The organism is Arthrobacter sp. GAS37 (assembly GCF_044908325.1).
GTDB lineage: Bacteria > Actinomycetota > Actinomycetes > Actinomycetales > Micrococcaceae > Arthrobacter > Arthrobacter ramosus.
The window spans coordinates 16048-42233 of record NZ_JBIYDB010000037.1; the positions used below are offsets into that span (position 1 = coordinate 16048).

General features: G+C 64.0%; 21 protein-coding genes and 1 pseudogene. 12 read left to right on the top strand and 10 right to left on the bottom strand.

What is annotated here, in order from left to right; genetic code table 11:
* Window positions 1-2: 2 nt before the first annotated feature.
* The 6 genes from ABH924_RS20375 (at window position 3) to ABH924_RS20400 (ending at window position 5789) form a co-directional block, all read left to right on the top strand.
* Window positions 3-953, top strand: a complete 951-nt coding sequence (locus ABH924_RS20375) for a four-carbon acid sugar kinase family protein (RefSeq protein WP_404501760.1) — start codon at window positions 3-5, stop codon at window positions 951-953.
* Window positions 954-979: 26 nt separating this feature from the next.
* Entirely contained in the window at window positions 980-1957 is a 978-nt protein-coding gene (gene pdxA / locus ABH924_RS20380) for a 4-hydroxythreonine-4-phosphate dehydrogenase PdxA (RefSeq protein ID WP_404501762.1), read from the top strand.
* Between the two features lie 236 nt (window positions 1958-2193).
* Window positions 2194-2409 (top strand): hypothetical protein, encoded by a 216-nt coding sequence (locus tag ABH924_RS20385; protein ID WP_234754126.1) that lies wholly within the window; start codon window positions 2194-2196, stop codon window positions 2407-2409.
* 361 nt (window positions 2410-2770) lie between these two features.
* Window positions 2771-4012: a four-carbon acid sugar kinase family protein gene (locus ABH924_RS20390; RefSeq protein ID WP_404501764.1), complete on the top strand. Its 1242-nt coding sequence runs from the start codon at window positions 2771-2773 to the stop codon at window positions 4010-4012.
* 189 nt (window positions 4013-4201) lie between these two features.
* Entirely contained in the window at window positions 4202-5014 is an 813-nt protein-coding gene (pdxA, locus tag ABH924_RS20395; protein ID WP_404501766.1) for a 4-hydroxythreonine-4-phosphate dehydrogenase PdxA, read from the top strand.
* Window positions 5015-5021: 7 nt separating this feature from the next.
* Window positions 5022-5789 carry a DeoR/GlpR family DNA-binding transcription regulator gene (locus tag ABH924_RS20400; RefSeq protein WP_234754123.1) on the top strand — a complete coding sequence of 256 codons (768 nt, stop codon included), beginning with the start codon at window positions 5022-5024 and terminating at the stop codon, window positions 5787-5789.
* Window positions 5790-5795: 6 nt separating this feature from the next.
* On the opposite strand, the gene ABH924_RS20405 is transcribed toward ABH924_RS20400, so the two are convergent.
* Window positions 5796-6071 carry a hypothetical protein gene (locus tag ABH924_RS20405; protein WP_234754122.1) on the bottom strand — a complete coding sequence of 92 codons (276 nt, stop codon included), beginning with the start codon at window positions 6069-6071 and terminating at the stop codon, window positions 5796-5798.
* 116 nt (window positions 6072-6187) lie between these two features.
* Entirely contained in the window at window positions 6188-7081 is an 894-nt protein-coding gene (locus ABH924_RS20410; protein WP_404501769.1) for a LysR family transcriptional regulator, read from the bottom strand.
* A gap of 82 nt (window positions 7082-7163) precedes the next feature.
* Between ABH924_RS20410 and ABH924_RS20415 the strand changes: the two genes are divergently transcribed.
* Window positions 7164-8411 (top strand): MFS transporter, encoded by a 1248-nt coding sequence (locus ABH924_RS20415; protein WP_404501771.1) that lies wholly within the window; start codon window positions 7164-7166, stop codon window positions 8409-8411.
* Window positions 8412-9018: 607 nt separating this feature from the next.
* On the opposite strand, the gene ABH924_RS20420 is transcribed toward ABH924_RS20415, so the two are convergent.
* From ABH924_RS20420 to ABH924_RS20450, 7 genes are all read right to left on the bottom strand, one after another.
* Window positions 9019-9633 (bottom strand): TetR/AcrR family transcriptional regulator, encoded by a 615-nt coding sequence (locus ABH924_RS20420; protein ID WP_404501773.1) that lies wholly within the window; start codon window positions 9631-9633, stop codon window positions 9019-9021.
* Window positions 9626-10039 (bottom strand): cytosine permease, encoded by a 414-nt coding sequence (locus tag ABH924_RS20425; protein WP_404501775.1) that lies wholly within the window; start codon window positions 10037-10039, stop codon window positions 9626-9628. Before ABH924_RS20425 ends, ABH924_RS20420 begins: the two co-directional genes overlap by 8 nt.
* Before the next feature lie 155 nt (window positions 10040-10194).
* On the bottom strand, window positions 10195-12126 hold the full coding sequence (gene atzF / locus ABH924_RS20430) for an allophanate hydrolase (protein ID WP_404501777.1): 1932 nt from the start codon (window positions 12124-12126) through the stop codon (window positions 10195-10197).
* The gene (gene uca / locus ABH924_RS20435; RefSeq protein ID WP_404501779.1) at window positions 12123-15821 is read right to left on the bottom strand and encodes an urea carboxylase; all 3699 of its coding nucleotides are present in this window, start codon (window positions 15819-15821) and stop codon (window positions 12123-12125) included. Before uca ends, atzF begins: the two co-directional genes overlap by 4 nt.
* Entirely contained in the window at window positions 15818-16507 is a 690-nt protein-coding gene (locus ABH924_RS20440) for an urea amidolyase associated protein UAAP2 (protein WP_404501781.1), read from the bottom strand. The genes uca and ABH924_RS20440 overlap by 4 nt, the downstream gene beginning before the upstream one ends.
* Window positions 16504-17391 (bottom strand): urea amidolyase associated protein UAAP1, encoded by an 888-nt coding sequence (locus tag ABH924_RS20445; RefSeq protein WP_404501783.1) that lies wholly within the window; start codon window positions 17389-17391, stop codon window positions 16504-16506. The genes ABH924_RS20440 and ABH924_RS20445 overlap by 4 nt, the downstream gene beginning before the upstream one ends.
* Before the next feature lie 41 nt (window positions 17392-17432).
* The gene (locus ABH924_RS20450; RefSeq protein WP_404501785.1) at window positions 17433-18947 is read right to left on the bottom strand and encodes an amino acid permease; all 1515 of its coding nucleotides are present in this window, start codon (window positions 18945-18947) and stop codon (window positions 17433-17435) included.
* A gap of 241 nt (window positions 18948-19188) precedes the next feature.
* Here ABH924_RS20450 and ABH924_RS20455 point away from each other — a divergent pair, with 241 nt between their 5' ends.
* Both ABH924_RS20455 and istA read left to right on the top strand, forming a co-directional pair.
* Entirely contained in the window at window positions 19189-19872 is a 684-nt protein-coding gene (locus ABH924_RS20455) for a TetR/AcrR family transcriptional regulator (RefSeq protein ID WP_404501787.1), read from the top strand.
* A gap of 349 nt (window positions 19873-20221) precedes the next feature.
* Window positions 20222-21772, top strand: a pseudogene (gene istA / locus ABH924_RS20460) (IS21 family transposase); the annotation flags it as partial.
* 8 nt (window positions 21773-21780) lie between these two features.
* Here the strand turns inward: istA and ABH924_RS20465 are convergent.
* Entirely contained in the window at window positions 21781-22503 is a 723-nt protein-coding gene (locus ABH924_RS20465) for a helix-turn-helix domain-containing protein (RefSeq protein ID WP_404501789.1), read from the bottom strand.
* Between the two features lie 69 nt (window positions 22504-22572).
* Between ABH924_RS20465 and ABH924_RS20470 the strand changes: the two genes are divergently transcribed.
* The 3 genes from ABH924_RS20470 to ABH924_RS20480 are packed head-to-tail and all read left to right on the top strand — an operon-like array spanning window position 22573 to window position 25610.
* Window positions 22573-23520 (top strand): NAD(P)/FAD-dependent oxidoreductase, encoded by a 948-nt coding sequence (locus ABH924_RS20470; RefSeq protein WP_404501791.1) that lies wholly within the window; start codon window positions 22573-22575, stop codon window positions 23518-23520.
* Window positions 23521-23537: 17 nt separating this feature from the next.
* Complete coding sequence (locus ABH924_RS20475) at window positions 23538-24146, top strand: class I SAM-dependent methyltransferase (RefSeq protein WP_404501793.1); 609 nt, start codon at window positions 23538-23540, stop codon at window positions 24144-24146.
* 30 nt (window positions 24147-24176) lie between these two features.
* Window positions 24177-25610, top strand: coding sequence for an MFS transporter (locus tag ABH924_RS20480; protein WP_404501795.1), 1434 nt, complete (start codon window positions 24177-24179; stop codon window positions 25608-25610).
* Window positions 25611-26186: the final 576 nt, after the last annotated feature.

Sequence of the window (26186 nt, forward strand, 5' to 3'; positions counted from 1 at the left end):
CAATGAATACATCTGAACCCCAAACACAAAGCTACTGCAGAGAATCAACCAGAATTCTGCCCAATTTGTCCAAGGAAGGAGGCACCGTGGATTGTAGCCAAACGGATCTTCAAGAGCCCGCGGGGCGGTTCGGCTCCTGTGACTTGTGGACAATCGTCGCGGATGACCTAAGCGGAGCAACAGACGCCGCCGCACCGTTCTCCCGGTTCGCGAAGACAAGAATTATCCGCGACAGCGTGGTCCAGCGATCGACGATGGATGTAGTGTCCCTCAATACCGGGAGCCGGCAGCTCCGCCCATCCGCTGCGGCTCTGGTCGTGGAAACCCTGGTTGGAACACTCATCAAGCAGGGTCGGCAAAAGATATTCAAGAAGGTCGACTCTCGGCTTCGAGGTAATGTCGGCGACGAAGTCGCTGGCGCGCTCAGGGCATTGGGCCGGAAGGGGCTGCCTGCCTTCGCGGTCGTCGCACCAGCGCTGCCCGCGGCGGCCAGAATAACGGTGGACGGGGCCGTGTTGATTGATGGTCTAAGCGCAACAGGCGAAACCAACAGCATCGATGTCGTCGAAGCACTTCGCCAGGGCGGCCTGCGTGCAGCCGTCATCAAGAGGAGCGAATATGCGGACGCACAGACTCTGACCGACCGGATCCGTGGGGTCTTCCTTGCGGAGTGTGATGCGGCCGTCGTCGACTGCACGACAGACGACGACCTGGTTACGGTAGCGACTGCGCACCGATTGTTGGACTTCCAAAGTCTTCTGGTTGGCTCGGCCGGGCTCGCGGCAGGGGTTGTGAATTCCCTGCCTGACGCCGTTCGTGGTATCGCCCCATCACGTTGCTGTGCCGGATCGGCCCATCCTTACCAAAGTGGGAGCCATCGGTGGCCGGCCAATAATCACCAGCACTTGCAACAAATAGAACAACCCGGGTCATTGACTAGAGGAGACAGATAATGGGACGACCAATTGTAGCCATCACGATGGGAGATCCAGCCGGTATCGGCCCCGAGATCATCGCCAAGGCTATGGCGGATCCTTCGATCCAGGACCGGGCGCGCATATTTGTCATTGGTGACAGGGGTCGACTGGAACTGGCGATGGACGTGGTCGGAAGTGCCCTTAAGGTCAACAGCATCGGCCAGCCGTCTCAGGCGCGGTTTGAGGCTGGAACCATTGATTGCCTGGATGTGCCCAGTGTCCGGCCCGATTTACCCTGGGGGGAACTATCGGCCGAGGCCGGTCATGCGGCCTACCTGTTCTTGGAGAAAGCGGTAGAACTATCCACGAACAAAGAGATCGATGCCATCTGTACTGCTCCCTTGAACAAAGCCGCACTTCACGCGGGAGGACACAAATTCCCCGGGCACACCGAATTGCTGGCGCAACTAACCGGCACGGATGAAGTCTCCATGATGCTGACGGCCCCGAAGATGAGAGTCATTCATGTCACGACCCATCTTGGCCTTCTGGATGCGGTAGCGCGAATAGACGGTCCACTCGTCTACAGGACCATCAAACGCGGGTATGACCTCCTGATCCGTTCAGGTATCACGAACCCTCAAATCGCTGTCTGCGCCATCAACCCCCATGCCGGCGAAAACGGCTTGTTCGGCAACGGGGAAGAAGCAATCAAGATTGAGCCGGGCATCAAGCAGGCCCAGGCGGAAGGAATTGATGCCTTCGGTCCGCTGCCGGCCGATACGGTGTTCTTCCGGGCTGGCAGGGGGGACTTTGACCTTGTCGTGGCGATGTACCATGACCAGGGTCATGGTCCTGTAAAAGTTCTTGGGCTAGAGAACGGCGTGAACATCACCGTCGGCCTTCCCGTAGTTCGGACGTCAGTTGATCACGGGACGGCTTTCGACATCGCAGGCGAAAACATAGCAGATCACAAATCGCTTCTCGAGGCATTGCGGCAAGCGATCGACCTCGCCCCACCGCGACCTGAGGGAAAATAAGCCCAGAGCCATCGGAGCCTTCGCGGACAAGGCTCTTCTGAACTGCCTGTGCAGGGCCAGCGAGCCGACGCAACAGACACACGCGATGCGCGTCTGTTTGAGCTCATGGCCCGTTCCCAAGGCGCACAGATCACCCAGAACCGCTTCGTCCTGCCGGTACGCCCTAGTCTCGGCAGGCCGAAGTCGCAATCCGGGAACAGCAGCACGTGACGTACAGAACCCTCAAGGAGAAACACATGATCACCATCAGTCCCGACACACTAACGATCACGGCGACGGACCGTGCCAGCATGGACCGCGAGCTCGATGAAGCCGTGAGTGCTGCCCGGGCGGTAGCAATGCGAGAACGACGCTGTGGAATACTCGTCTCACGCCATGGACACGACTCTTTCACGGTCACCCTCAGCGATTCCGTTCCCTTCGGCTTGACCAGGGAATTCCAGGATTGGTGAACTGAACCCGCACGGAGCCACTCCCCCGTGAAGAACTGCTGGCTTCAACGCCGGTGCAGCCCGCGGCAGCCGCACTGATCCCACGGCCAAAAAGCCGCGTTGGCGCTTGTTTCATTCATTATTTACTCAATTGACAGTAAACCATGCGCTATGCAAGCATAATTATGCGCGTTTGGCGCACTTTCCGCGACGTGCGATACATGTAATCGGCGCGAAGTCAACGATTTTAAGGTTGAGACATGGCCGTATCCATCAAGGCGACACTCCGAAAAATCCCAGGCGGGATGTTTCTACTTGCTGCCTCCCAAGCCCATCCAATCAACTTGAGCGCTCAGGCTGCTCCCATACAGATCGCCGCATAGTGAAGCTCCTTATCGTCGCCGATGACCTCACCGGGGCGGCTGACGCTGCAGTCCCGTTCTCAGCGAGCCGAGAAACCGCTGTGCTAGTTCATCCCACCGTCGCATGGCCGCCCGCAGACGTCCTTGCGATTAATACTGAAACCCGTTACACCGACGGTCCCACTGCGAGGAAAACGGTGGGTGGGCTCGTTTCACGGGCTGCCCAGAACGGCGTCCGCGTCTTCAAGAAAGTCGACTCGCTGCTGCGGGGCAACGTCGGAGTCGAAATCGCGGCTTCCCTCGAAGCCTTGCGTCTGCCCGATCGCCCCGTACTCGCGATCGTAGCTCCCGCGTTTCCCCGAACCGGACGCACAACCCTCAACGGAATCGTGCATATGGCTGGCACTCCGCTCGGCAGCCAACGTCGCGTAGCAGATGTGCTGTCCGGGACCGGACTAAGCCACGCGCTTGTCTCGACTGACGACTGGACCGACCCTGCGTCCCTCGCGGTTCGCTTCCAACAGATCCTGACGGCGCACATCGACACGGCTATTGTCGATGCCCGGAACGATTCCGACCTGGCCGCCATAGTCGCGGCCGCCGAATCCCTCGGTGACCAGGCACTCCTCGTCGGCTCCGGGGGGATCTCGGCGCCACTCGCCTCGTCGTTCGAATCCGACGATCCTGAGAAGCGGGCACGGCCGATCCCAGTCAGGGGAGGATATCGGGCCGGAGGCCACTCCCTCGTCGTCATCGGAAGCTATGCGCCCACAAGCCGTGCCCAACTGGATGAACTCGTCAGAGCCGGGTTCCAGCACATCCATCTCGACCACACCAACAGACTGGACGCCGGAGACCCCGGTGGAACAATCAACGTCGGTGCAACGATAGCCACTCTGAGAGAGGCCCTCGATCGCGGACAAGCCGTACTCACCCCAGATCCCGCTGCCGCCCTGGACAAGAAGCAGGCGAAGACGGTAGCCGCCGCGCTCGGCGCCACGGCCGCAGCGGCTGCATCCCACGCGTCCTCAATAGTCGTCTCCGGCGGAGAGACAGCCCTGGCAGTGCTAAACCACCTTGGCGTGGCCGTCCTGAGAATCAGAGGCGAAATCCTGCCAGGGATCGTCGACGCCGAGATGCCCGGCCATATACAGCCGTTCATAACCAAATCCGGCGCGTTCGGCGACGTCGACGCACTCACGTCCGTCGTCACCTACATCGAACATCGAACGGCCGCAACAAGAGAAGGAAAGCAACATTGAATCGTCCGATTGTAGCCATCACTATGGGAGACCCAGCAGGAATCGGTCCGGAAATCATTGCAAAAGCCATGCTCGACCCGGTCCTGCACTCGAGAGCACGTGTCTTTGTGATCGGAGATCTAGGGCGTCTTGAAATGGCGATGAAAGTCGTCGACAGCCCCCTGCAGACTCGCCGCATCGAGTCCGCCGATGAAGCATTGTTCGCCCCTGACATCATCGACTGCTTCGACATTCCCGGGGGTCGACACCGAGTTGCCTTGGGGCATTCTCTCGCCGGAAGCCGGACACGCGGCCTACCTCTACCTCGAAAAGGCTGTGGAGCTGGCCCTGAAGCGCGACATTGATGCGATTTGCACTGCGCCGCTGAACAAGGCCGCACTACACGCAGGCGGACACAACTATCCAGGCCACACAGAGCTTCTCGCGGAACTCACCGGCACACCCGAAGTGTCCATGATGCTGACGACGCCCAAGATGCGCGTGATCCACGTAACCACCCACATCGGGCTCGTCGACGCCGTCGCACGGATCGACGGAGCAATCGTCTACCGCACGATCCGCCGCGGTCACGACCTCCTCGTTCGGGCAGGCATCGAGAATCCGCGCATAGCGGTCGCCGCTATCAACCCCCACGCGGGCGAGAACGGCCTGTTCGGCAACGATGAAGAGGCTCAGAAAATTACGCCAGGAATTGAACAAGCTCTAGCCGAAGGCATCTCCGTGGAGGGGCCCCTCCCCGCGGACACTCTGTTCTTCAAAGCCGGACGGGGAGACTATGACCTGGTCGTGGCCATGTACCACGACCAGGGTCACGGACCTGTCAAGGTTCTTGGGCTTGAGAACGGGGTCAACATCACACTAGGTCTGCCCGTGGTCCGCACCTCCGTCGACCACGGCACGGCCTTCGATATCGCGGGCAAGAATATTGCGGATCACGCGTCCATGCTCGAAGCCATACGTGCCGCCGTCGAACTCGCTGGAGAGCGCGCGGAGGTGAAATAGTCGAACCATGAATGCTAACGGGCGGCGAACAACGATAGCCGCAATACTCGAAGTCCGTCCGGCTACTGTCGAAGAGCTCGCCGAAGAATTCGGCGTATCGCTTTCGACGATCCGGAGGGATCTCGAACGCCTCACGACCAGCGGTCGAATCCATCGCACCTATGGAGGCGCCGTCACGGCTGGCTACTCCCCACGCGAGCAGAGCCTTCAGGAGCGCGAGCACGTCGCCCGCGACGCGAAGCGTATGATCGGTCGGTTCGCAGCCTCGCTTGTCGCTCCGGGTTCCGTCAATCTGCTCGACGCCGGCACAACGGTCGGCGCTCTCGCGGAGAACCTGACTACCCGCTCGGAACTGACCATCATCACAAATGGGATGACGTGCGCCCGGATACTTGAGCACGCGGAGGGTGTCGATCTCGTGTTGTTGGGAGGATACCTGCGTCACATCAGCTCCGGAACTGTCGGCCCACTCGCGGAAGCGGCATTGAGTTTCCTCACCGCGGACGCGGCATTCCTGGGGGCCGATGGAGTGGATCCCCTTCGTGGTCTCAGCGAAACCACTGATCAACAGGCTTCGCTCAAACGCGCAATGATCTCAGCAGCCAACGAGATTTATGTGCTGGCCGACGCCAGCAAATTGGGTGCCAAGTCGGCACACTGGTGGGCGGCGATCGATCGTCCTTGGACCCTCATCACCGACTCATCCATTACTCCCGAGCAACTCGCCATGTTCCAAAGCCACCCCGATATCAGTTTGCACGTCGTATCCGACTGACCGGCGCTAAGCCGGGGTCGCCTGACCGATGTGAAGGGTTTCGTGGACGTTTTCGTCGTACCTTTCCTCACGCGGTTCGTCGTACGGGTAGCCTCCAGGCAGAGATCCCTCCGCCAAGCTGAGCATGACTATGTGCCGCAGCGGTGGCTCGCCATCCGCAGTAACCGCAGGGATGTGGACGGAGGCCGGATTCGTTACCCTGGCGTTCGCCATCTGATCAACCCCGGAGGCTCCGGCCGCGCCCAGGAGAACCACGGCGACAGCTGCAAGTACGGGAACCATCGTCCTTCTCCAAAACCTCATGGCTCAATCATGGGCTCAGACCCTTGAGAACAGAGCGGAACAGCCTTCGGAGTATCTGTGAACAGCCCAAGGCCCCTGTGTCCGGTGGCGGTCTGTCATGGAAAGACCGGCTGGGTGGTTTGCCTGAATTTGAGGATCAGCGCTTGTTCGGCTGCTGTGGGCTGCCGGGCGGCGGAGCGGGCCAGTTGGATCCTCCAGCTCAGGGGAGTTTTGATGGACCAAGTGCCCATCCCGGCCCCTTTTCCAAGTGCGGACCGGGGCAGGAATACAACTCCAAGGTCCTGCCGCACGAGTTCCAGGGCCATGGAAAAGGACACAACCTCGGTGGAGACCGTACGGTTCAGTGCGGCAGAGCTGAAGGAGTTGTCCACAGTCGCGCGGTTTCCCCATCCTTCGGGAAAGTCAATGAAGGGTTCATCGACAAGCTCTGACAGCGCGACGCGCTTCCGCCCGGACAGGCGGTGACGGGCTGAGCAGACAAAGTCAATTCCCTCGACGTGCATCGGGTATAGCTCAAAACCTGGAGCAGCCTGCTCGGGCACGGAGACCAGCGCCAGGTCCAGGGCCCCGGAGCGGAGGTCTTCCAGGCTGGTGCGCGTGCCCTGGACGGTTTGCCGGAGCTTCACGATGACGTCCGGGTAGTCCCGGCGGACCTCCTGCAGGATCCGTAACACATCAATGGATCCGACGTGGGCAAGCGTGCCGAGGACAACTGTCCCTCGAACCGTCCCGCTGGCGGCGTCGACGGCGTCCCGTGCGGCCTGGACATCCGCCAAGACCACGCGTGCGCGCGGGAGCAGAACCTCCCCAGCGGGCGTGAGCCGGATGCTGCGGCCCTGGCGCACGAACAATTCGGCGCCAAGCTCACGTTCGAGCTGTTTGATGCCGGCCGAGACGGCGGACTGGACGATGTTGACCCGGTGGGCGCCCCGGGTGAAGCTCAGGGCCTCGGCGACCGCAAGGAAGTATTCGAGGTGAAAGAGCTGCATGCCTCTATTATCGCTGATCGCGATGGATATTAGCGTGAATAAGCGTTGGACGCGATGATCGGCCCGGTTGAACACTTGAGGAATGGTTAGTACTTCAACTTCTTTCGCATCTACCACCGCGGCTACTCGGACCCACGAACGTCGGCACGCACGTGGATTCTGGATCGTCGCCTTCGTTTTCATGATCACGATGGCCTTCGCCTCGGCGCCCGCCCCGCTGTATGTGCTCTACCAGCAGCGGGACGGTTTCGACGCCTTCACCGTCACGCTCATCTTCGCCGCGTACGCGGTCGGAGTCGTGGTCAGCCTTTTCCTGGCCGGACATATTTCCGACAGATTCGGCCGTCGCCGGGTTATCGCACCCGCCGTTGTGCTCAACGTCTTGGCGGCACTGGTCTTCCTGGTCTCGCCGGAGCTACCGGGCCTGCTGCTTGCGCGATTCATCTGCGGCTTAGGCATTGGTATGCTCACCGCCACCGCGACAGCGCATATGACAGAACTACACAGTGCGGCAAGACCCGGCGCCAGGTCCCGGCGGGCCGAAGTTATCTCCACCGCCGCCAATATCGGGGGCCTCGGCCTTGGGCCCCTCCTCACCGGTTTTATGGCCGAGTACGCGCCGATGCCCCTCTACACCCCGTATGTCGTATTCGCGTTCCTGCTGCTGATCGGGCTGTTGCTGGTGGTCACGGTTCCCGAAACCGTCAACAACGTCGACGGAACCTGGACCTACCGGCCCCAGCGGATGGACGTTCCTCAAGCCGCGCGGGGACAGTACCTCACTGCAACCCTTCTGGCCTTCGTCGGATTCGCCGTCTTCGGCTTCTTCACCTCTCTGGCCCCAGCCTTTATCTCGGGGCAGCTGAGAATTGCCTCCCACATGGTGGCCGGCGGGGTGACATTCATCGTTTTCGCCTCCTCGGCATCCTTCCAAGTCCTGTCCTCCCGCTGGCCGCGCGCCGCGCAGCTCGCCGCCGGACTCAGCCTCCTCGCGGCCGGACTTGCCACGGTCATCGCGGCGATCACCGCTTCGTCCCTGCCGCTGCTGATTGCCGGCGGAATCGTTGCCGGCTCCGGGGTCGGCGGGACCTTCAAGTCCGCGATTGGCTCGGTGATCGCCATCTCCTCTGCGGACACCCGGGGGGAGGCTTTGACCGGGCTGTTTCTCGCGGGCTACATCGGTATGGCGCTTCCCGTCGTCGCGCTCGGACTGATCATGCAATCCCTGCCGCTGGTCCTGTCCGTTGTGATATTCGGCAGCGTAATGCTCGCGCTCATCGTCGTCACCGCCTTTGCCCTGATACGCACACGCCCGATTGTGAAAAGCTGAGAAGTCAGCTACTGGGTCAGTTCTCCTTGACTGAGTGTCTGTCTTCCCCTGTGGTTGGCTGAGTGAGGTTCAATGGCCCATGCGGCCTGGTGCAGGAGACGAGCCAGCAATCCCTGCAGGCGGACCAGTCCCCTGCGGGTGTTGCCGGCCGGTCGCGGAGGAATAACCGGGGCATTTGGCAATGCGCTGAGTGCTTCATGGTTGATGGACTTGACGACTGCACAAGCCATCATTAGTGAAAAATCCACAGTTCTCTTCTGTCGTTGTTACGCACCGAAATGCGCCCTGGCCAGGCATTCTTCGGGCAAGGGTGAGTGGGGGGTTTGGAGGGACTCATCCGGAAGCCGGTTTCGTCGAGTCCCTGCAAACCACGTTATGCGGCGAGGGGAATCATGTCAGCAGCTGTGCCGCTCCCTGGTTTTCCTAGGACTGAGCGACCTACCTTCCCTATCGAAAGCGGGAATCCGGCGCAGCCGGGAACTGACGGCATTGGTCAGAGTGCACCGGGCAGAAGACCTCGGCCGCAGGACTCGGCCACGACTGAACCGCCGAAACGGAACCGCCAGGATCAACAGACTCGAAAGTTGTTGACCTTTGGGTCGATGCTTCAATTGCCCAGGCCCTGCGGGGCAGGTTCCTGCGACGTCGCCGGGCGCGTTGCGACGAGCGAGTCAATCGCAGTCGTCAACAGGGAATGCGCGTGGTCCGTGGTGATGAAACCGTTGAGCCAGCGGCCGGAGATCCCTTCCACCAAACTGGTGAGGATCTCGGCCGTGGTTGCGGCGTCCTCTTCGCTGGCGCTTTCCGCGGCGACCGCGACGGCCCGGGCGATCTCTTTGTTCCATTCCACCGTCGTCCTGGATAGTGGTTCTGCCAATTCAGGTTCGAAGATGGAGCAGGCCCGGAGCTCGTTCCAGGCCACCGAATTCCGGCGGACATCTGCGTCGTCCTTGATTTCGTCAAGGAGCAGGTGCCTGAGGTGCCGGTCGCGGTCGCCGGCGTCAGTGTCCGGGGAGAGTACGGCGTCGTCCTTGCTGACCTGCTTGTTGATGTAGTCAAGCGTTGCAGCGAGCAGGCCGGCCCGGTCCGCGAAGTGGTAGTACAGGAGCCCTGGCGAAACTCCGGCTTCTGCAGCCACATCGTTGACCCGCATTCCCCGGACTCCGTTCCTGGCGATGCAGGTGGTTGCAGCGGCGAGGATCTGGGTTAGTTTGTCACTCATGGTTTGACACTAGTACGTGCTCACCTTCCTCCTGTGCGGTCTCCCGCGTAGCGGCGGGTTCGGGCCAAAACCGGAGGGCAAGCAGATAGCCTGTTGCTCCGATGAGGGTGGACCCGATGAAGCTGAGATCGATTCCGCCGGCGAGTTGCGAGAGCGGGCCCGTATAGAGGGACGTGTCCGTCGCCAGCAGACCGAACACCGATCCGATGGCCCACGGAATGACCGCACGCAGGTTCCAGCCGTTGCTGAACCAGTACCGCCCGCGCGGTCCGCTGGCGCGGAAAAGCTGGAGGTCCGCGGCGTGGTATTTGCCGCGGCGGGCGATCAGGAATCCCAGAACGTTGATGGCCACCCAGGGGCCTGCGAAACCGTTGAGCACCAGTGTCATGGCCGTGATGGAGTCCACCGCGCTGAACAATCGCCCAGGTCCAAAGTGTTGACGCTGTCAACGCCCCTCTTCTTGGGTTTTTCGGCGCCTCCAGTCGGACCCCGCGGCCACGGAACCACTGAGCCACTTGGAGAAGTCGGCAAAGGTCGTACCGCTTTGGACTCGCTTTCTTCCTAAGCTCTCCCCCGCTGCAGCCCCCTGACGAGTGCCTTGCCGACCTCGCGCCAAACTCCCTTCCAGGCCGGTTCCTGTTCCAGCTCCGCCGTACCGTCGGCCTCCACCGTGGAGCCAGAGCTCGCCGCTTGGGCTGCCAGCCAGTCTCCAATGTGCGTAATGTCCTCGCCCCGGGACGCGGCGACCGCGTCGCAAGCGAAACCCACTGCCCTCGAACCGTCGCTCAGCAGCACAGAGCCCAACAGCATGGGTTCGGGCAGCTCCGCGAGGAAGGAGCCCAGGGGCGCCTCGGAGAGCAGCCATCGCTCAGCGGCGAGTTCGGCGCCGTCCTCGGAGCGGACCACGCCGGGCTTGGGCGGCTGAGTGTCCAGCGAGACCATCCGGTACCGGGGCGCCGTCCTGACGGGACCGTCCCAGAAAGCGCCGCGCCGTTCCAGCTCTGTGACCAACGGCTGGCCCTTCCGGTGGGCTCCAACCACCACCAAGGGCACGACGGCGGCCCCCGCCGCTACGGGCCAGGGCACCTCCCGTGGCAGGGAGACAGACACCGGCGCGGCGCCGGTCGCGAAGAGTCCTGGTTTCGCCGGGGTGCACTCGATGCGCCGCGCTATATCGGCCACCACGGCGTCGTCGAAGGTCCGGCCGACCACCGTCAGGCCGAACTGAGACACCGATGGCGCCCCGCCGTCGTCGGTCCCCCTGCTGTCCTCAACAACGCCGGCTGGAACAGCCACGGCGCACAGATCGAACAGGTTGCAGAAGTTCGTGTACGTGCCCATGCGGGAATTCACGCCTACCGGATCCGAAGCGACCTCCGCCAGCGTCGGATGAAACGGCGCCGTCGGCACGGCCAAGGCGTCGAAGCCCTCAAGCCGGGACATCGCCTCCCGCTTCAGTTCCTCCAGCGCCTCGGTGTCCGCCACGTACTGGTGGGCGGGCACGAGGCCGGCCGCACGGACGATGCCCGCCACGGTCGGGTCCAGCCCGATGCCGGAGGCCGCGTCGCCGGAAAGCGCGCCGTCGATGAAGCTCCCGACGGCTGTATAGCGCTCGGCGACCAGCGCACCGTCGTAAAGCAGCCGTGCCGCCTGCAGGAAGACGCCAAATTCGATCGGCTCGGCCTCCACACCAGTAGCGCGCAGACGCTCGATCTGGACCCCGAACTCCGCAGCCCAAGCGGGATCCAAAGCCGGGAGGTCCGCCGGATACGCGAGACGCGGCTTCGAGGGAGCGGCCAACCGGATGTCTGTGGGCCACGTCCGGGATTCGCCGGCCATGATGCCCATGGCCAATTCGGCGGTGCCCAGGTCCCGGGCGAGGATGGTAACGGTGTCCCAGGATCGGCAGGCCGGAACCACGCCGGCGGTGGAGACAACGTTAAGTGTGGGTTTGATGCCAACGATGCCCTGCAAACCGGCCGGGACACGTCCGGACCCGGCAGTGTCCGTACCGATGGCGATATCCACGAGTCCCAACGCCACAGCCACAGCCGAACCTGAGCTTGATCCCCCGGAAATCCGGTCAGGCCGCCGCGAATCCCGGACTGCCCCATACGGGCTCCGCGTGCCCACCAGTCCAGTGGCGAACTGGTCCAGGTTCGTCGCGCCGAGCACCAGGGCGCCCGCATGGCGCAGCCGTGCCACTGCCACCGCATCCCCTGCCGGTTCATACCCGAACCCAGGGCACGCCGCCGTCGTCGTGATACCGGCGACGTCCACATTGTTCTTGACCGCCAGCAGGAGCCCCGCCAGGGGCAGTTCGGAGCCGGATGCCACCGCGGCGTCGATCCGGGCCGCCTCGGCCAGCAACTCTTCCTCCCCGCGGATTTCGATCCAGATCTCGGGCCGGTCCACGGCGTCAATGGCGGCCAGCGCGTCCCGTACGCGTTTGGCGGCGGGCCCTGTACCGATCGTTGTCGCCTGAGTGGTCATGCTGCTGCCTCTTCCAATTCACGTTTGCTCAGTTCGTCCGCGCCGACGAGCACTACAACGGCTTCACCGGCCACCACCTGGGAACCGGCGGTCGGCAGGACTTGGTGCACCACGCCGTCGCACGGTGCTGCCAGGACGGTTTCCATCTTCATGGCCTCAAGGGAAACCAGTGGCTGTCCCTGCGTCACGCGGTCTCCAGGTGCGACGTCCACCTTCCAGACGCTGGCGGCGAACGGCGCTGAAACGAGTGTTCCGCCGTCGGGCACCACCACTTCGCCGACGTCGGGAACCGCGACGGCGGCTGCGACTTCCGCGCGGTCAAACTCGCCGGCATCCGCCCAGGCCTGGCGTTCCACCGCGAACGCCCCCGCCTGCCGCTCCCTGAAGACGCCGATCGATTCGCGGTTCTCCTCCAGGAACGCCTCGTGTTCGGCCAGCGAGAAACTGCCGTCCTCGATCTCGACTCCCCGGCCGCGGCCGGCGGCCATGTCGGCGCGGAGGTCCAGCAGCTCTTCGGGGCTGACGGGGTACCAGGAGATGCGGTCGAAGAAGCGCAGCAGCCAGGGCGATCCGGGTTCGAAGGGTGCGGAGTCGGCGTAGCGGGACCATACCTGGGTGGTGCGGCCGACGAACTGGTAGCCGCCCGGGCCTTCCATGCCATAGATGCACATGTAGGCCCCGCCGATGCCTACCGCGTTCTCCGGCGTCCACGTCCTGGCCGGGTTGTATTTGGTGGTGACCAGCCGGTGCCGCGGATCAAGCGGCGTGGCCACTGGCGCGCCCAGGTACACATCGCCAAGGCCCAGGACCAGGTACTCGGCGTCGAAAACGGTGTCGAAAACGTCGCTCACCGAATCCAGGCCGTTGATGCGGCGGATGAACTCGATATTCCACGGGCACCACGGAGCGTCGTCCCGGACGCCGGCCATGTAGCGTTCGATCGCCTCGCGCGTGGCGGGGTCGTCCCAGGACAGCGGCAACCGGACCGTGCGGCTCGGCACCACGAGCTCGGAACTCGCGGGCAGTGCGGCCTCGATCTCCTGAACGAAGCCCAGCAGCAGCCGGGTGGACAGGATCGACGGGTCCACCTTGATCTGCAATGAACGGATGCCGGGCGTAAGGTCCACCACTCCGGGGACGCGGAGCTGCTCGATGCGCTGGTGCAGGGCATGGACCCGCGCGCGCAGGCCGAGGTCCAGCACCATTTCGCCAAATTCCACCAGGAGGTTGTCATCTCCCGAACGGCGGTACGTGACCGCGGGCCGGCCCTCGCTTTCCGGTACGCGCCCCAGCACTCCGTCGTCGCCGTCGCCCTTTGGCGTCCCGGCATGCCCGACGGCGGCCAGGCCGTTTGTGCGGGTGCCGGCACCACCCAGCAGGATCAACTGCCGTCCCGGTCCAAGGTCCTTCGCCGACGGAGCCTGGCCGTCCGTCACCGGCACGAAGCGGACTTTATCGCCCGGACGCAGCTGGCCGAGCTTCCAGCGTTCGCCGGTCACCACCGTGACCGGGCACACGAAGCCGCCGAGGCTCGGGCCGTCAGGGCCGAGCAGGATGGGAGTGTCGCCGGTGAAGTCCAGGGCGCCCACGGCGTAGGGGGTGTCGTGGATGTTGGAGGGGTGCAGCCCTGCCTCGCCGCCGTCGGCACGTGCCCAGCGCGGCTTGGGGCCGATCAGCCTGACGCCGGTGCGGGCCGAGTTGAAATGCACCTCATAATCCGTCGCGAACAGTTCGTCGACGTCCTCACGCCGGAAGAATTCCGGGGCGCCGTGCGGACCTTCGACCACCCTCAGTTCCCAGTGGGACGTGAGGGCCGGGCGGCTCTCGGCAGGAACCGGCTGCAAAGGGACATCCGCCGATGGCTCGTTGGTGGTGCGCAGCACGTCACCGGCGCGGAGCACGCGGCCGCCGTGGCCGCCAAACTGGCCGAGGGTAAACGTGGAGCCGCTGCCGAGGTAGTGAGGGACGTCGAGTCCGCCTCGGAACAGGACATAGCCGCGTAAGCCGGCCCCGTCGGCGGAGCCAATATCCAGCAGGCCGCCAGCGGGGACCGTCAAGGGCTCCCAAGCGGCCACCGCGGAACCGTTGACCGTCAGCTCCACGTCGGCTCCGGTCACGCACACGGTGGTGGCGTGGGTGAACCGCAGAGCGGGCCCGGCCATGGTGAATTCCAGGCCCGGCGCGCCCTCCGTATTGCCCAGGGCCCTATTCCCCAGCCGGAAGGAGAGATCGTCCATCGGCCCGCTGGGCGGCACCCCCACCTTCCAGAGTCCGGTTCTGCCCGGCCAGTCCTGCACGCTCGTCTGGAGGCCCGGGCGCTCCACCGTAATGCGGGGTTCGGGATCGCCCACGGCGTCCAGGGTTCCTGTGGAATGGTTCGCAGCCCGGACCACGTCCAGCCCGGTCACTGCGCGCAACATGCCCAGGTTGGTTTCGATGCCGTCGATGCGGGTCTGCGCCAAGGCCTCGGCGAGGGCGTCAAACGCCGCATCCCGGTTGTCGCCGAAGGTGATGAGTTTGCCCAGCAGGGGGTCGTAATTGGTGGACACCTCGCTGCCGGTCTCTACCCACGCATCAACACGCACGACGTCGGCGCTCGGGTACTGCGCGTTGGTGACGGTTCCCGCGCTGGGCTGGAAATTGCGGGCAGGGTCCTCGGCGTAAATGCGGGCTTCCACCGCATGGCCTGTCACCGGAACGCTTTCCGGGACGCCCGCGAGGACGGGCCGTGCTTGGGCCAGGTCGAGCATCCACTCCACGAGGTCGACGCCGGTGACCGCCTCGGTCACCGGGTGCTCCACCTGGAGCCGTGCGTTGACCTCGAGGAACGAAGCCTCCTGCCGGAGGGAATCGTAGACGAACTCCACGGTCCCCGCCGAGCGGTAGCCCACCGAGGCGCACAAGGCACGGGAGCTGCGGTGGAGCTCTTCCCGGAGCGCTGCCGGCAGGTCCGGCGCGGGTGCTTCTTCCAACACCTTCTGATGCCGGCGCTGCAGGGAACAATCGCGGTCTCCGAGGCTTACCACCCGGCCCTCGCCGTCACCGAAGATCTGCACCTCCACGTGGCGGGCGCGTTCGATGTAGCGTTCGGCGAACACTCCCGCGGTGCCGAAACTGGAGCTCGCGAGCCGGGTCACGCGGGCGTAGCCTTCCGTTAGTTCTGCTTCGTTCCGGCACACGGCCATGCCGATGCCACCGCCGCCACCGGTAGCCTTCAGCATCAGCGGGAACCCGATCTCCCCGGCGGCTCCGATCGCGGCGTCGAGGTCTTCAAGCAGGCCGGAACCGGCAATCATGGGCACGCCCGCCCGCTGCGCCGCGTCCCGGGCGGTGTGCTTGGTCCCGAAGATCCGCAGCTGTTCAGGGGTCGGGCCGACGAACACCAGCCCCGCGGCTTCCACGGCCTCGGCGAAACCGGCATCCTCGGAGAGGAAACCGTAGCCGGGGTGGATGGCGCCGGCGCCGGTCGCGGAGGCGGCTGCCAGGATGGCGTCGACCCGAAGGTAAGACTCTTTGGCCGGGGCCGGTCCGAGCAGCACCGCTTCGTCTGCGAGGCGGACGTGCTTCGCACCGCGGTCCGCTTCGGAGAATACTGCGACGGTCCGCAGCCCGAGTTTTCGGGCAGACTCGATGATTCGGCAGGCGATCTCGCCGCGGTTGGCAATGAGCAGGGTATCGAAACGGTTCACGGTCATGCCTCCGGACGGGTGACGATCATGCGCACGGGCGTGGGGTTGAAGCCGTTGCACGGGTTATTGATCTGAGGGCAGTTTGAGACCAGGACCAGCACGTCCGATTCCGCGCGGAGCGCCACGCGCTTCCCGGGAGCGGACAGCCCGTCCACGATGCCGAGGGCCCCATCGGGATCGACCGGCACGTTCATGAACCAGTTGACATTAGAGACCAAGTCCGGCTTCCCCAGACCCCACTTGGACCCTTCGATCAGGAAATTCTCCACGCAGGCATGCTGTTCGTGGGTGTGCTGGCCGTAGCGCAGCGTGTTGGACTCCTGGGAGCACGCTCCGCCGATGGTGTCGTGGACACCCACCTCGTCAGCCTCCACGGTCATCAGGGCGTCGCCGTCGTCGGAGCGGAGGACGGACCCTGTGGTCAGAATGATGGACCGCTGGGCGGCAAGGGTGACGGCGGCAGAGTAGCGAATGGCGACGTCGGCCGCCGAGTAGAGGAGGCAATCCACGGCCTGGTTGCCCTCGAGGTCCACGATAGTCAGGACATCCCCGGCGGCGACCACGGCCGACCAAGGTCCGCGGGCCTCAACGTATTCGTCCAGGATGACCCGTCCGGAAACCAGCGCAGCGGACTGGGCATCGGGCTGGCGCTGGGCCTCCGGCTGCGAAGCCGTGGCGGTGGTGGCGTTCATGCGGAGGTCCTCGCTTTGTGGTCGTGTTCGGTGTTCTGCAGCGCGAGGAGGTGTTCGGGGCCAAGATCGAGCCCAACTTCTCCCGCGGCGAGGGCCTGGAGGTCCTGCGGCGCCTGCCAGGCGACGATGTCCGCTGTACTGCCGGAGAAGGCCGGACGAGGGTCGAGGGGATGGGCTGTGTTGGCAAGGACCAGCACCAAATCCATGTGGAGCAGGAGTTCGACGGCGGTTCCCGCACCGGCGCTGCCGGTGAACCGGATGCCGCCGTCGGCGTCAACGGCGATTCCTTGGAAGAAGGACACCGACGGCGGTATCTCCCGCCGGCTGATCCCGTGCTTAAGTGCGCCGAGAGTCAGCAGTTCGCGGCCGGCCGGTGACGCGCTGTGGGCACTGCCCGCACCATACTTGGCCTCGTTGCCGGCCCGGTGTGTGGTGCCGGTGAGGGCGTCGTGCCTCCCCGAGGAATCGGCGACAACGGTGGCCATCAGCCGGCCGGCGTCGGACAGCAGCGGATGCCCCTGCCCGAGGTAGGCCTGCCACGGGACCTTGACGGTATCCGCGACGTTGATGCGCTCGTGGTGGGCGCCGCCGCGGAAGAGAACTGCGTGGACGCAAGCGTCGCCGTCGGTGTCGGTCAGCCGGATCCGCGTCCCTCGCGCAAGTTCCATGTGGGTGTAGCGGCCGAAGGCCAGCGACTCGGTCCACGTGACGGCGTCGCGTGCCTCGGCGTCGAGCCCTACCGTCAGCCGTTCCGGAGCCGATACGGCGGGCACGTGGATCATGGTGTCGGCAGTTCTGCCGTGCTGCGAGCGTGCATGGGCGCGGGCGCCTGCTGTCGTCGCCGTCCCAACGGCCGTTTCAGTGGTTTCGAGGGTCTGTGTCATGTCAGTTCGTTTCTGCGTGGCGGTTTCGTTTGGTGCCGGGGTCAGTCGGCCGGCGTGTGGTCGGCGGTTTTCCTCTTCCGTACCCAGATGCCCAGGAGCAGCACGGCGCCCACCATCAGCGGAGCGGAGAACAGCAGGAGTCCGTTGTCGCCCGTGGGGTCATAGACCTCGGCCCGCGGCCAGGCGAGGTTCACCACCATCAGGGCGCCGTAGAGGACCGCCAGGATGTTGACCGGAAGCCCCCAGCGTCCGAGCGAGAACAGCCCTTCGGGCATCGTCTTGCCCGTGCGGTCCCAGTCTCCGCGCAGCCGGTTGATCAGCAGCGGCACTGTGACCAGCAGGTAGGCGAGGTAGAGCATCACGATGCAAACACTGCACAGGGACGTGAACAGCGCAGCGTTGCCTATGTTGATGGCTAGCACGGCGATCGCGAGCAGGCCCACGATGACCGAAGGCCACAGCGGGGTGCCGCGGCGCGGGTTGACGGCGGACAGTGCCGCCGCGGCGGGGAGCTGGCGGTCGCGGGCCATGGAGAAGACCAGGCGCGAGCCGGCGGTCTGGATGGCGAGGGTGCAGACGAAGATGGCAATCGCGACGTCGACCAACAGGACCTTGCCCCAGAAGGTCCCGAGGACGGCGGTCAGCACGTAGGGCAGCCCCTGGCTGGCCAGGTTGCCGTCGTCGAGGCTTGGGGCGGCCATGAGGGCACCGATGATCATGAGCCCGCCGCCGAGTCCCGATATCAGCAGGGCAGAGATGATGGTGCGGGGCGTGGTGCGGCGCGGATTCCTGGTCTCCTCGGACAACTCGCCCGCGGAATCGAACCCGACCATCACGTAGGCGGCCATCAGGCCCGAAACAAGGAACGCGCCTACCGGACCGAGGTCCGAACCATTGACGAGCCGCGTGTCCAGGACAACGTCGGGGCCGCGTTGCGCCGCGGAAACGAGCGCCAGGATCACGGCGGCGACGCCGACCAGCTCGCAGGTGACGCCAATCGAATTGATGTGCGACATGAGCTTCACGCCGACGGCGTTGATCGCCGTCGTCGCGACCAGGAGCACGGCGCCGAGAATAACGGCATTGCTCGCCCCGGTGACTGTATTCAATGCCGGGTCGCCGCCGACGAGCTGGAACCCGTCCCAAAGCTGGGGAAGGACCACCTGCAGGGCGATGGCGGCCGCGGCGGCAGTGATCACCTGGGCAATGGACATGAACCAGCCGGCGAACCAGCCAACGGCTTCGCCACCTACCCGCCGCGACCACTGGTAGACGGCCCCGGAAATCGGGTACCGCGCAGCCAGCTCGGCGAAGTTCAGCGCCACAAGCAGCTGGCCGACGAGGACGATCGGCCAGGTCCAGAAGAAGGCCGGCCCGGCAAAGGAGTACCCGAAACCGAACAACTGAAAGATGGTGGTCAGGATGGAAACGAACGAAAAGCCTGCGGCGAAGGAAGCGTACCGGCCAAGTTTGCGATGCAAGGACGGCTCGTAGCCAAGCGACGCCAGGTCTGCATCGTCGACGTGGGCGGACGCCGTCGAAATGGTGGAAGTCATCGGTTTCTCCGTGTCTGGAACGGGTGGATGGTGACAACCGAAACGGGAAGGCTCTGACAGCCGTCCGCAATACCGGTCACTTGATAGTTTTCCAGCGGCATGTCCCGCTACCGTTTCGCCAATGTAAAAGATGGATGACGGCGCATTTCCGGCACGTGAACATGAACTCACCTAAGACTGGCCCGTCCCGACGACGACGGAATCGGCCACGAAGGCGCCTTTAGCGATGTAAGAATGTGGGGTGACCTCAGCCGGACCGGGCAGACCCCGCAAACAGCAACCCGTGCGCCCTGGCGCCACCGCTCGGGACGAAATCCTCGATGCGGCGGCCGAACTATTCACCAACCAGGGCTTTGCGAACACCTCCACCAGGGCGATCGCCGATGCTGTGGGGATCCGCCAGTCGTCGCTCTACCACCATTTCGGCACCAAGGATGACATTCTGGCGGAACTCCTTGACGGCACCGTGGCAGGGGGCCTGGCCTTCGCGAGCACCATACATGCCAGTCCGCCGCCGTCCGATTCCGGAACCGCGGCGGCCCGTTTGCACGCAGTGGCACTCTACGACGGAAGCCAGCTATGCAGCGCCCGTTGGAACCTTGGCGTCCTCTACCATCTACCGGAAGCCCGTGCGCCGAGATTCCAGCGCTTCATGGATGACAGGCTGCAACTCCGTCGGCTGTACCAGGAGCTGGGCCAGAATGTGGAGGAATTCACCCCTGCGGGTCACCGGCAAGGCACGCCATCGCTTGGCGATCTCCTCTTCCGGCTGGTCGAGTCGCTGATCAATCTTCGTGCCGATGGCCTCGTGGGGCCCGATTCAGCCATGCAGACGGCAGACGCCGGAATTGCCCTCGCCGGGATGGCTGCGGACCTAGATGAAGTACGGGCCGTGAGCGCAGGACTGATCCGCCAATTCGGGTAGGGCCACGATTGGGTAAGACCTCACTCCCCGAGCTCAAGGATGCCGTAGGAAGTCATCCCATTCCGGCGGGGCCCGCCCGGGCCCTGAGGCACTCGCCCCTCCGCCACCGCGGTGCGTCATCTTTGCCGCAGCGCCTGCATCACTTGTACACGCCACCGTCTTCGATGCTTTCCAAGTGCCAATCGTGGCGGATGTTCAACTTATGATTATGGCAGTTTGAACGGAGACCACTTCTGCAGATTGGTTGGAGCCCACCTGGGGGCTCGCCGGTCGATGAATCGCAGTTTGAACTGAGCCCACCCCACCGTTGATTTCATCAGGATTGTTTTTCCAACGATGGAAGGCAGTGATGGAGCCGAGGGTGGAGCTTTTTGCAAGGATCCGGCGGGACGCACGAGTCAAGGGATGGTCGATCCGCACGCTTGCCAGGGAGCATCATGTTTCCCGAAGGACGGTCCGACGGGCCCTCGCGGCCGCTGAGCCGCCGACCCGCAAGATTCCCGCCCGCACGGCACCGAGACTGGACAGGTTCAGGGCCGTGATCGATCAGATGCTCATCACGGATCTTGATGCTCCGAGGAAGCAGCGCCATACCGCCAAAGAATCTTTGACCGTCGGGTTGATGAGCACCAGGCGGTGATTTCGTATTCGACGGTCCGCCAGTATGTAAAGGGCCGACGGGCGGAGATTGCGGTCGAGGCCGGGCGGGCCCCGGTGGAGGTCTTCGTGCCTCAGGAACATGCCCCGGGCGCGGAGGCCGAGGTCGATTTCGGTGATGTGTGGGTGGACCTGGCCGGCGTCCGCACCCGTTGTTATATGTTCGCTTACCGGCTCTCCCACTCGGGCAAGACTGTCCACCGCTTGTACCTTACTTGCGCGCAGGAGGCATTCCTGGAGGGTCATATCGAAGCTTCAACGCTTTGGGCGGTGTCCCAACCAAGCACATCCGGTATGACAACCTGACCAGCGCGGTCACGAAGGTCATCTATGGTGCCGGGCGTCAACGGTCGAAAACGAGCGGTGGACGCTGTTCAAATCCCACTACGGGCTGGATGCTTTCTATTGCGAGCCAGGACTCAAAGGCGCCCATGAAAAGGGCGGGGTCGAGGGAGAAGTGGGCAGGTTCCGGCGAAACTTCCTGACCCCCGTGCCGGTCGTGGATAGCTTGGTGGAGCTCAACGAGAAGATCCGGGTCTGGGACGAGGACGAAGACCGGCGCCGGATTTCCCAGCGGCTCCGCACGGTCGGGCAGGACTTCGCCGTTGAGCAGCCCTTGCTGGCACCGTTGCCGGTCCAGGACTTCGACCCGGGCCTGGTCCTGACCCCACGGGTGGACCGTTACGCGCTCGTGGCGGTCCGTTCGGCGAAGTATTCCGTTCCGGTACGGTTCATCAACCGTAAAGTCCGGGTGTCCCTACGCGCTACCGAAGTACTGATCTTTGATGGCAGAACCCTGATCGCCAGACACCCCAGGACCGTGGCCCGGGGCGGGCAATGCGTGCAGCTGGATCACTATCTTGAAGTACTCAGGATAAAGCCTGGCGCGTTGCCAGGGTCCACGGTCCTGGCGCAGGCCCGCGAATCAGGCGAGTTCACCCCCGCCCATGACGCTTTCTGGGCTGCGGCCAGGAGGACCGATGGTGATGCTGAGGCCACCCGTGAACTTATCGATGTTCTACTGCTCCACCGGAGCATGGACGCGCGTGACGTCATCGACGGGATCACCGCGGCGCTTCGTGTCGGTGCCGTGAGCGCAGACGTCGTCGCGGTGGAGGCCAGGCGCGTGGCCTTCGAAAGGAACGCAGGGTGGGTCCGCCCCGATTGCCATCCCGGCGAAAAAGACGAACTCGTCGAGCACCGCGTTGTCAGTCTCACCCAACGCCGCCTGGCGGACCGTACTGACGAGAATTATCTCGGCCATCCAACCGGATCCGGTTCTGCATCGTACCGCCCACCGCGGCTGAGCGACCAGGACCAGAACTGTGCCTCACTCGTGAGAGACGTGGCGGTCTGACGAGGCGCATTGGTCTCACCCGAGTCGACACGAAGTGAACCTGAGCCCCAGGGCCCCGTGATATGGATCCGTTCGCCTTGAGGACTGAACAGGCCAAGAAGCTCGACTGGTTGTTCATTCGCACTGGCGATCAGGTGAGGTGTTCTTGTATCGAACTCGGCTGCTTCTCCGGTGTCGATCGCCGTGTGCGTGTTGCCGAGTTGCAGGTCAAGGGTGCCGGAGAGGACGTACAACCATTCGTAGCCGTCGTGGGTTTGCGCGGTTTCTGATGGACGCCTGCCACCGGGGAGGATCATTTTGAAAGCTTGTATCGGGCCGCCGGATTTCGTGAGGGGGATGTAGATCATCCCGTGCCGCTTTACGGGGTGCGGGCGGATTCGAGGATCTCCCGTGGGCGGTGCCTTCACAATGTCGTCGAGTGCGACCCCGTAGAGGCGAGCTAGCGGGATGAGCAGGTCAAGAGTTGGAGCCCGCTCGCCCGACTCCAGTCGCGACATCGTGCTCACACTGACACCAACATGTCCGGCCGCATCGGTCAGGCTGATTCTGCGTTTGGTCCGGAGATCTCGCAAAGTGGGCGCAATCCCGGTGATAATGCGTTCGACGTCCTCTGCCATACCAACCTCCGTTTTGCGGATACTGCAAGATGCGTTGCAGTATATGCCGGTGCCGGTCAGGATGGACAAATGAACAACAAACTTTGGGAAGTCATCATTATCGGCGGCGGCAGCGGTGGCCTGAGCGCGGCTCTCACACTGGTCCGGGCGCGGCGCCGCGTGCTTGTCCTCGATTCGGGCAAACCCCGCAATCGCGCATCGGGCCACGTGCACGCCGTCCTCGGGCACCACGGGAAAACCCCGCTGCAGTTGCTCGCCGACGGCCGAGATGAAGTCATCCGCCACGGAGGAGTCGTACGACCGGCCGGAGTGGTTGCGACAACGGCCGTCGACGGCGGGTTTTCCGTCGAGTGCAGTGACGGCGAGACGTTTACTGCCCGCGCCGTGATCGTCGCTACAGGCCTGGAAGATCAGCTGCCCGAGATAGAAGGCCTGCGCGAACGGTGGGGCAGCGGGGTAGCGGTCTGCCCGTACTGCGATGGCTACGAAGTGGGCGATGGCCGGATCGGGATCCTCGCCACCGGGCCCGGCAGTACCTTTCAAGCCCAACTGCTCCGACAGTGGTCACCGCAGATCGTCTACTTGGAGAACGAGGTCGGCGTTCCCACAGCCGAGGCTGAGCCCGGACTGGCGGCACGCGGCATCGAGGTCGTCAGCGGCGCAGTCGCCCGCGTCGTCTCCTCCGATGGACGGCTTACCGGGGTGGATCTCGCCAACGGACGGCGCATCCCTCTCGACGCGATTTTCACGGCACCCCTCTTCTCGCCTCGCGACGAACCACTTCGTCAGCTCGGCGCGGACCGGGTGGACTCCCCGTGGGGCTCGTTCGCAGCCGTCGATGCCGCCGGGCGCACCAGCGTGCCCGGCGTCTGGGCCGTCGGCAATGTAGTCGACGCGAACGCCAGCGTGTCCGTGACCATCGGCGCAGGCGCCCTCGCCGGCGGCATGCTGAACCACGAACTCGTTCTCGAAGACATCCGGACAGCGGTCGCCGCCACAGCCGAGGCGGGCGAATGAGTGGCGAGACTCCTTCCATGGACTTTTGGGAGGCGCATTACACGGGGATGGATGCTGGCTGGGCTCCGCGCCCGAACGCCGCGCTCGAACGCGTCGTCGCTTTACAGACGGGCACGCCGGGCAGAGCTCTTGACGTCGGATGCGGACACGGCGGTGACGCACTGTGGCTGGCCGGTCAGGGCTGGCACGTCACCGCCGTCGACGTGTCTCCGACTGCCGTGGGCCGGACCGCAGCGCGAGCCCACGAGGCGGGTCTCAGCGGGCTGGTCTCCACGATCATCACCGATCTGGATCAGGAAACACCGGAGGGCGCATTCGATCTGGTCACGGCGAGCTACTTCCACACCCCGATACAGATTGACCGTGCGGCGGCGATCCGGCGGGTAGCAAATCTCGTATCACCCTCCGGCCTCCTCGTAATCGTCGACCACGCCTCCGTCGCGCCCTGGTCATGGAATCAGGACCAGCAGGTCTTCCCTGCACCGGAGCAGACACTCGCGACCTTGCAACTGGACGACACGTGGACGCCGATAGAGACCGCAGTCTCCTCCAGGACGGCAACCGGTCCTGCGGGCGAAACCGCAACCGTCCTCGACAACATCATTGCCGTCCGACGCACAGCCTGACCCACCCCGTTCTGAACACCCCGGAGCATCATGACCCCGACACCCCACATAGCAACGACGACCGTCCACGTCGCCCCGCCCGACCCGCGACGCTGGATCGCCCTTGGCGTGATCTCACTCGCCACTCTCATGGTCGTGCTCGACGCCTCGGTCATGAACATTGCCTTGCCTCAGGCACAACACGCTCTTGGCATCACCGACGCGAATCGCCACTGGGCGCTCACGGTCTACGCCCTCACCTTTGGCGGCCTGCTGCTGCTCGGTGGCCGCATCGCCGATACCTTCGGCCGGAAGCGCGTCATGATCGTCGGCCTGATCGGCTTCGCACTCGCCTCAGCTCTGGGCGGCGTAACCTGGAGCGCCGAGATCCTCTTCGCCGCACGCGCCCTCCAGGGCGTCTTCGCCGCCGCCCTCGCCCCCGCAGGACTCGCACTGCTCGCTGTGACCTTCACAGACGGCCGCGAACCAGCAAGAGCCTTCGGCGCCTACGCCTCCGTCCAGGGAGCTGGCGGTGCGATCGGCCTCCTTCTTGGCGGATTTCTCACCGAATACAGCGATTGGCGCTGGTGTCTCTACATCAATGTTCCCATCGCAGCCTTCGCCGCGATCGCCGCTCTCCCCACTATTCGGGAGAGCCGAGTGCACACCATGAGCCGCACCTTCGACGCCCTCGGTGCCGTGCTCGCCACCTCAGGGTCGGGCGGCCTCGTCGCCGGATTCACGCTAGCGGCGGACTCGAACGGCGGCTGGACGGCTCCGAGCACACTTATGCTGCTCATCGGCTCGGCTACGCTCCTGGCACTATTCGTCTGGTGGCAGACCAAAAGCGCAGCCCCGATGCTGCCCCTCCGCATTATCGGGGACCGCACAAGAGGCATCGCGTTCTTGATCGCATTTCTGGTCGGCGCCGGCATGTTCGGCATGTTTCTTTTCCTGACCTACTACCTACAACTTAACCTCGGCTATACGCCGCTCCAGGCCGGGCTGTCGATTCTGCCGTTCTCGATCAGCCTCGTCGTCGTCACACAAATCACGTCTCGATTGCTGCCGCGCGCTGGCCCCCGTCCGCTGATCATCATCGGCATGGTGCTCGCGACCGCTGGTCTCCTGCTGCTGACAACCATCGACGGGTCCTCCAGCTGGGTGGGGGGCGCTCTCCTTCCGGAGATACTCATGGGCATCGGCCTCGGCCTCGTGTTCGTGCCGATGAACACCGCGGCGCTCACCGGCATCGCACCCGACGACGCAGGAATCGCCAGCGCCGTCCTCAATACAGCCCAGCAGCTCGGCGGGGCTCTGGGTGTCGCTCTGCTCAACACGATCTACACCACGGCGATTCACGGTTCCAGCATGGAGCCCGCGAATCTGATCGGGGGCTACCAGGCAGCGTTCGTCGTCGCGAGCGGGCTCTTCATCGCCGCAATGGTAGCGGCCCTCGTTCTCCCGCGGAAAAGCGCACCGTAGACAACACAACCTCACATCCCAGACCACTGCTGGTGAGCAATGTGAGCCGTCCTTAGCTCGTGCTTGTGACTCAAGCGGAGCCCACTACCGACCAAAGCGTCCGCCATCGACCCCTCAAAGAACGCCGCCAAAGAGCGATAAAATCCGCACCCACACCATCGAAGAAGTCCTTGGAAGGCCGGACCGTTCCCTGGAACAGTTCGCGACCGAGGTTCTCCAACCCGCCCTAGGAAAGACAAGCCATGACAGCAACCACCCCTGAAACGCTGACGATGGCTCATTCGTCCCGCCGCTCAGGAATAAGTACGAAGCTGAACGCGTATTGCCCGGCGGGAGAATCCTGCCGGGCAATACGACTTTCCACGGCAATCGGTCATGCGGCTCGAGACTGGTCATGGACCCGGTGCGCACGGAGCGGCTTCCAGGGACTATCTCATAAACGGTGTATCCGGCGGTTTGTTTTAGTAGTTTTCAGCGGCCTGGAATCGGTCGCTGAAAGTGATGGCGAAGGCGTTCAAAGCGGGCTTCCAGCGCATTGTCCATCGGGTCCTGCCGGCACCGGTCGGATCGAGGGAT

Excerpts from the sequence above, each read along its gene's own strand:
- ABH924_RS20400 (WP_234754123.1), top strand. The coding sequence starts at position 5,022 with ATGAATGCTAACGGGCGGCGAACAACGATAGCCGCAATACTCGAAGTC.
- atzF (WP_404501777.1), bottom strand. The coding sequence starts at position 12,126 with ATGACCACTCAGGCGACAACGATCGGTACAGGGCCCGCCGCCAAACGC.
- ABH924_RS20410 (WP_404501769.1), bottom strand. The coding sequence starts at position 7,081 with ATGCAGCTCTTTCACCTCGAATACTTCCTTGCGGTCGCCGAGGCCCTG.
- ABH924_RS20385 (WP_234754126.1), top strand. The coding sequence starts at position 2,194 with ATGATCACCATCAGTCCCGACACACTAACGATCACGGCGACGGACCGT.
- ABH924_RS20420 (WP_404501773.1), bottom strand. The coding sequence starts at position 9,633 with ATGAGTGACAAACTAACCCAGATCCTCGCCGCTGCAACCACCTGCATC.
- ABH924_RS20445 (WP_404501783.1), bottom strand. The coding sequence starts at position 17,391 with ATGACACAGACCCTCGAAACCACTGAAACGGCCGTTGGGACGGCGACG.
- ABH924_RS20480 (WP_404501795.1), top strand. The coding sequence starts at position 24,177 with ATGACCCCGACACCCCACATAGCAACGACGACCGTCCACGTCGCCCCG.
- ABH924_RS20450 (WP_404501785.1), bottom strand. The coding sequence starts at position 18,947 with ATGACTTCCACCATTTCGACGGCGTCCGCCCACGTCGACGATGCAGAC.
- ABH924_RS20465 (WP_404501789.1), bottom strand. The coding sequence starts at position 22,503 with ATGGCAGAGGACGTCGAACGCATTATCACCGGGATTGCGCCCACTTTG.
- pdxA (WP_404501762.1), top strand. The coding sequence starts at position 980 with ATGGGAGATCCAGCCGGTATCGGCCCCGAGATCATCGCCAAGGCTATG.
- ABH924_RS20470 (WP_404501791.1), top strand. The coding sequence starts at position 22,573 with ATGAACAACAAACTTTGGGAAGTCATCATTATCGGCGGCGGCAGCGGT.
- uca (WP_404501779.1), bottom strand. The coding sequence starts at position 15,821 with ATGACCGTGAACCGTTTCGATACCCTGCTCATTGCCAACCGCGGCGAG.
- ABH924_RS20440 (WP_404501781.1), bottom strand. The coding sequence starts at position 16,507 with ATGAACGCCACCACCGCCACGGCTTCGCAGCCGGAGGCCCAGCGCCAG.
- pdxA (WP_404501766.1), top strand. The coding sequence starts at position 4,202 with ATGAAGCATTGTTCGCCCCTGACATCATCGACTGCTTCGACATTCCCG.
- ABH924_RS20405 (WP_234754122.1), bottom strand. The coding sequence starts at position 6,071 with ATGGTTCCCGTACTTGCAGCTGTCGCCGTGGTTCTCCTGGGCGCGGCC.
- ABH924_RS20475 (WP_404501793.1), top strand. The coding sequence starts at position 23,538 with ATGGACTTTTGGGAGGCGCATTACACGGGGATGGATGCTGGCTGGGCT.
- ABH924_RS20375 (WP_404501760.1), top strand. The coding sequence starts at position 3 with ATGAATACATCTGAACCCCAAACACAAAGCTACTGCAGAGAATCAACC.
- ABH924_RS20415 (WP_404501771.1), top strand. The coding sequence starts at position 7,164 with ATGGTTAGTACTTCAACTTCTTTCGCATCTACCACCGCGGCTACTCGG.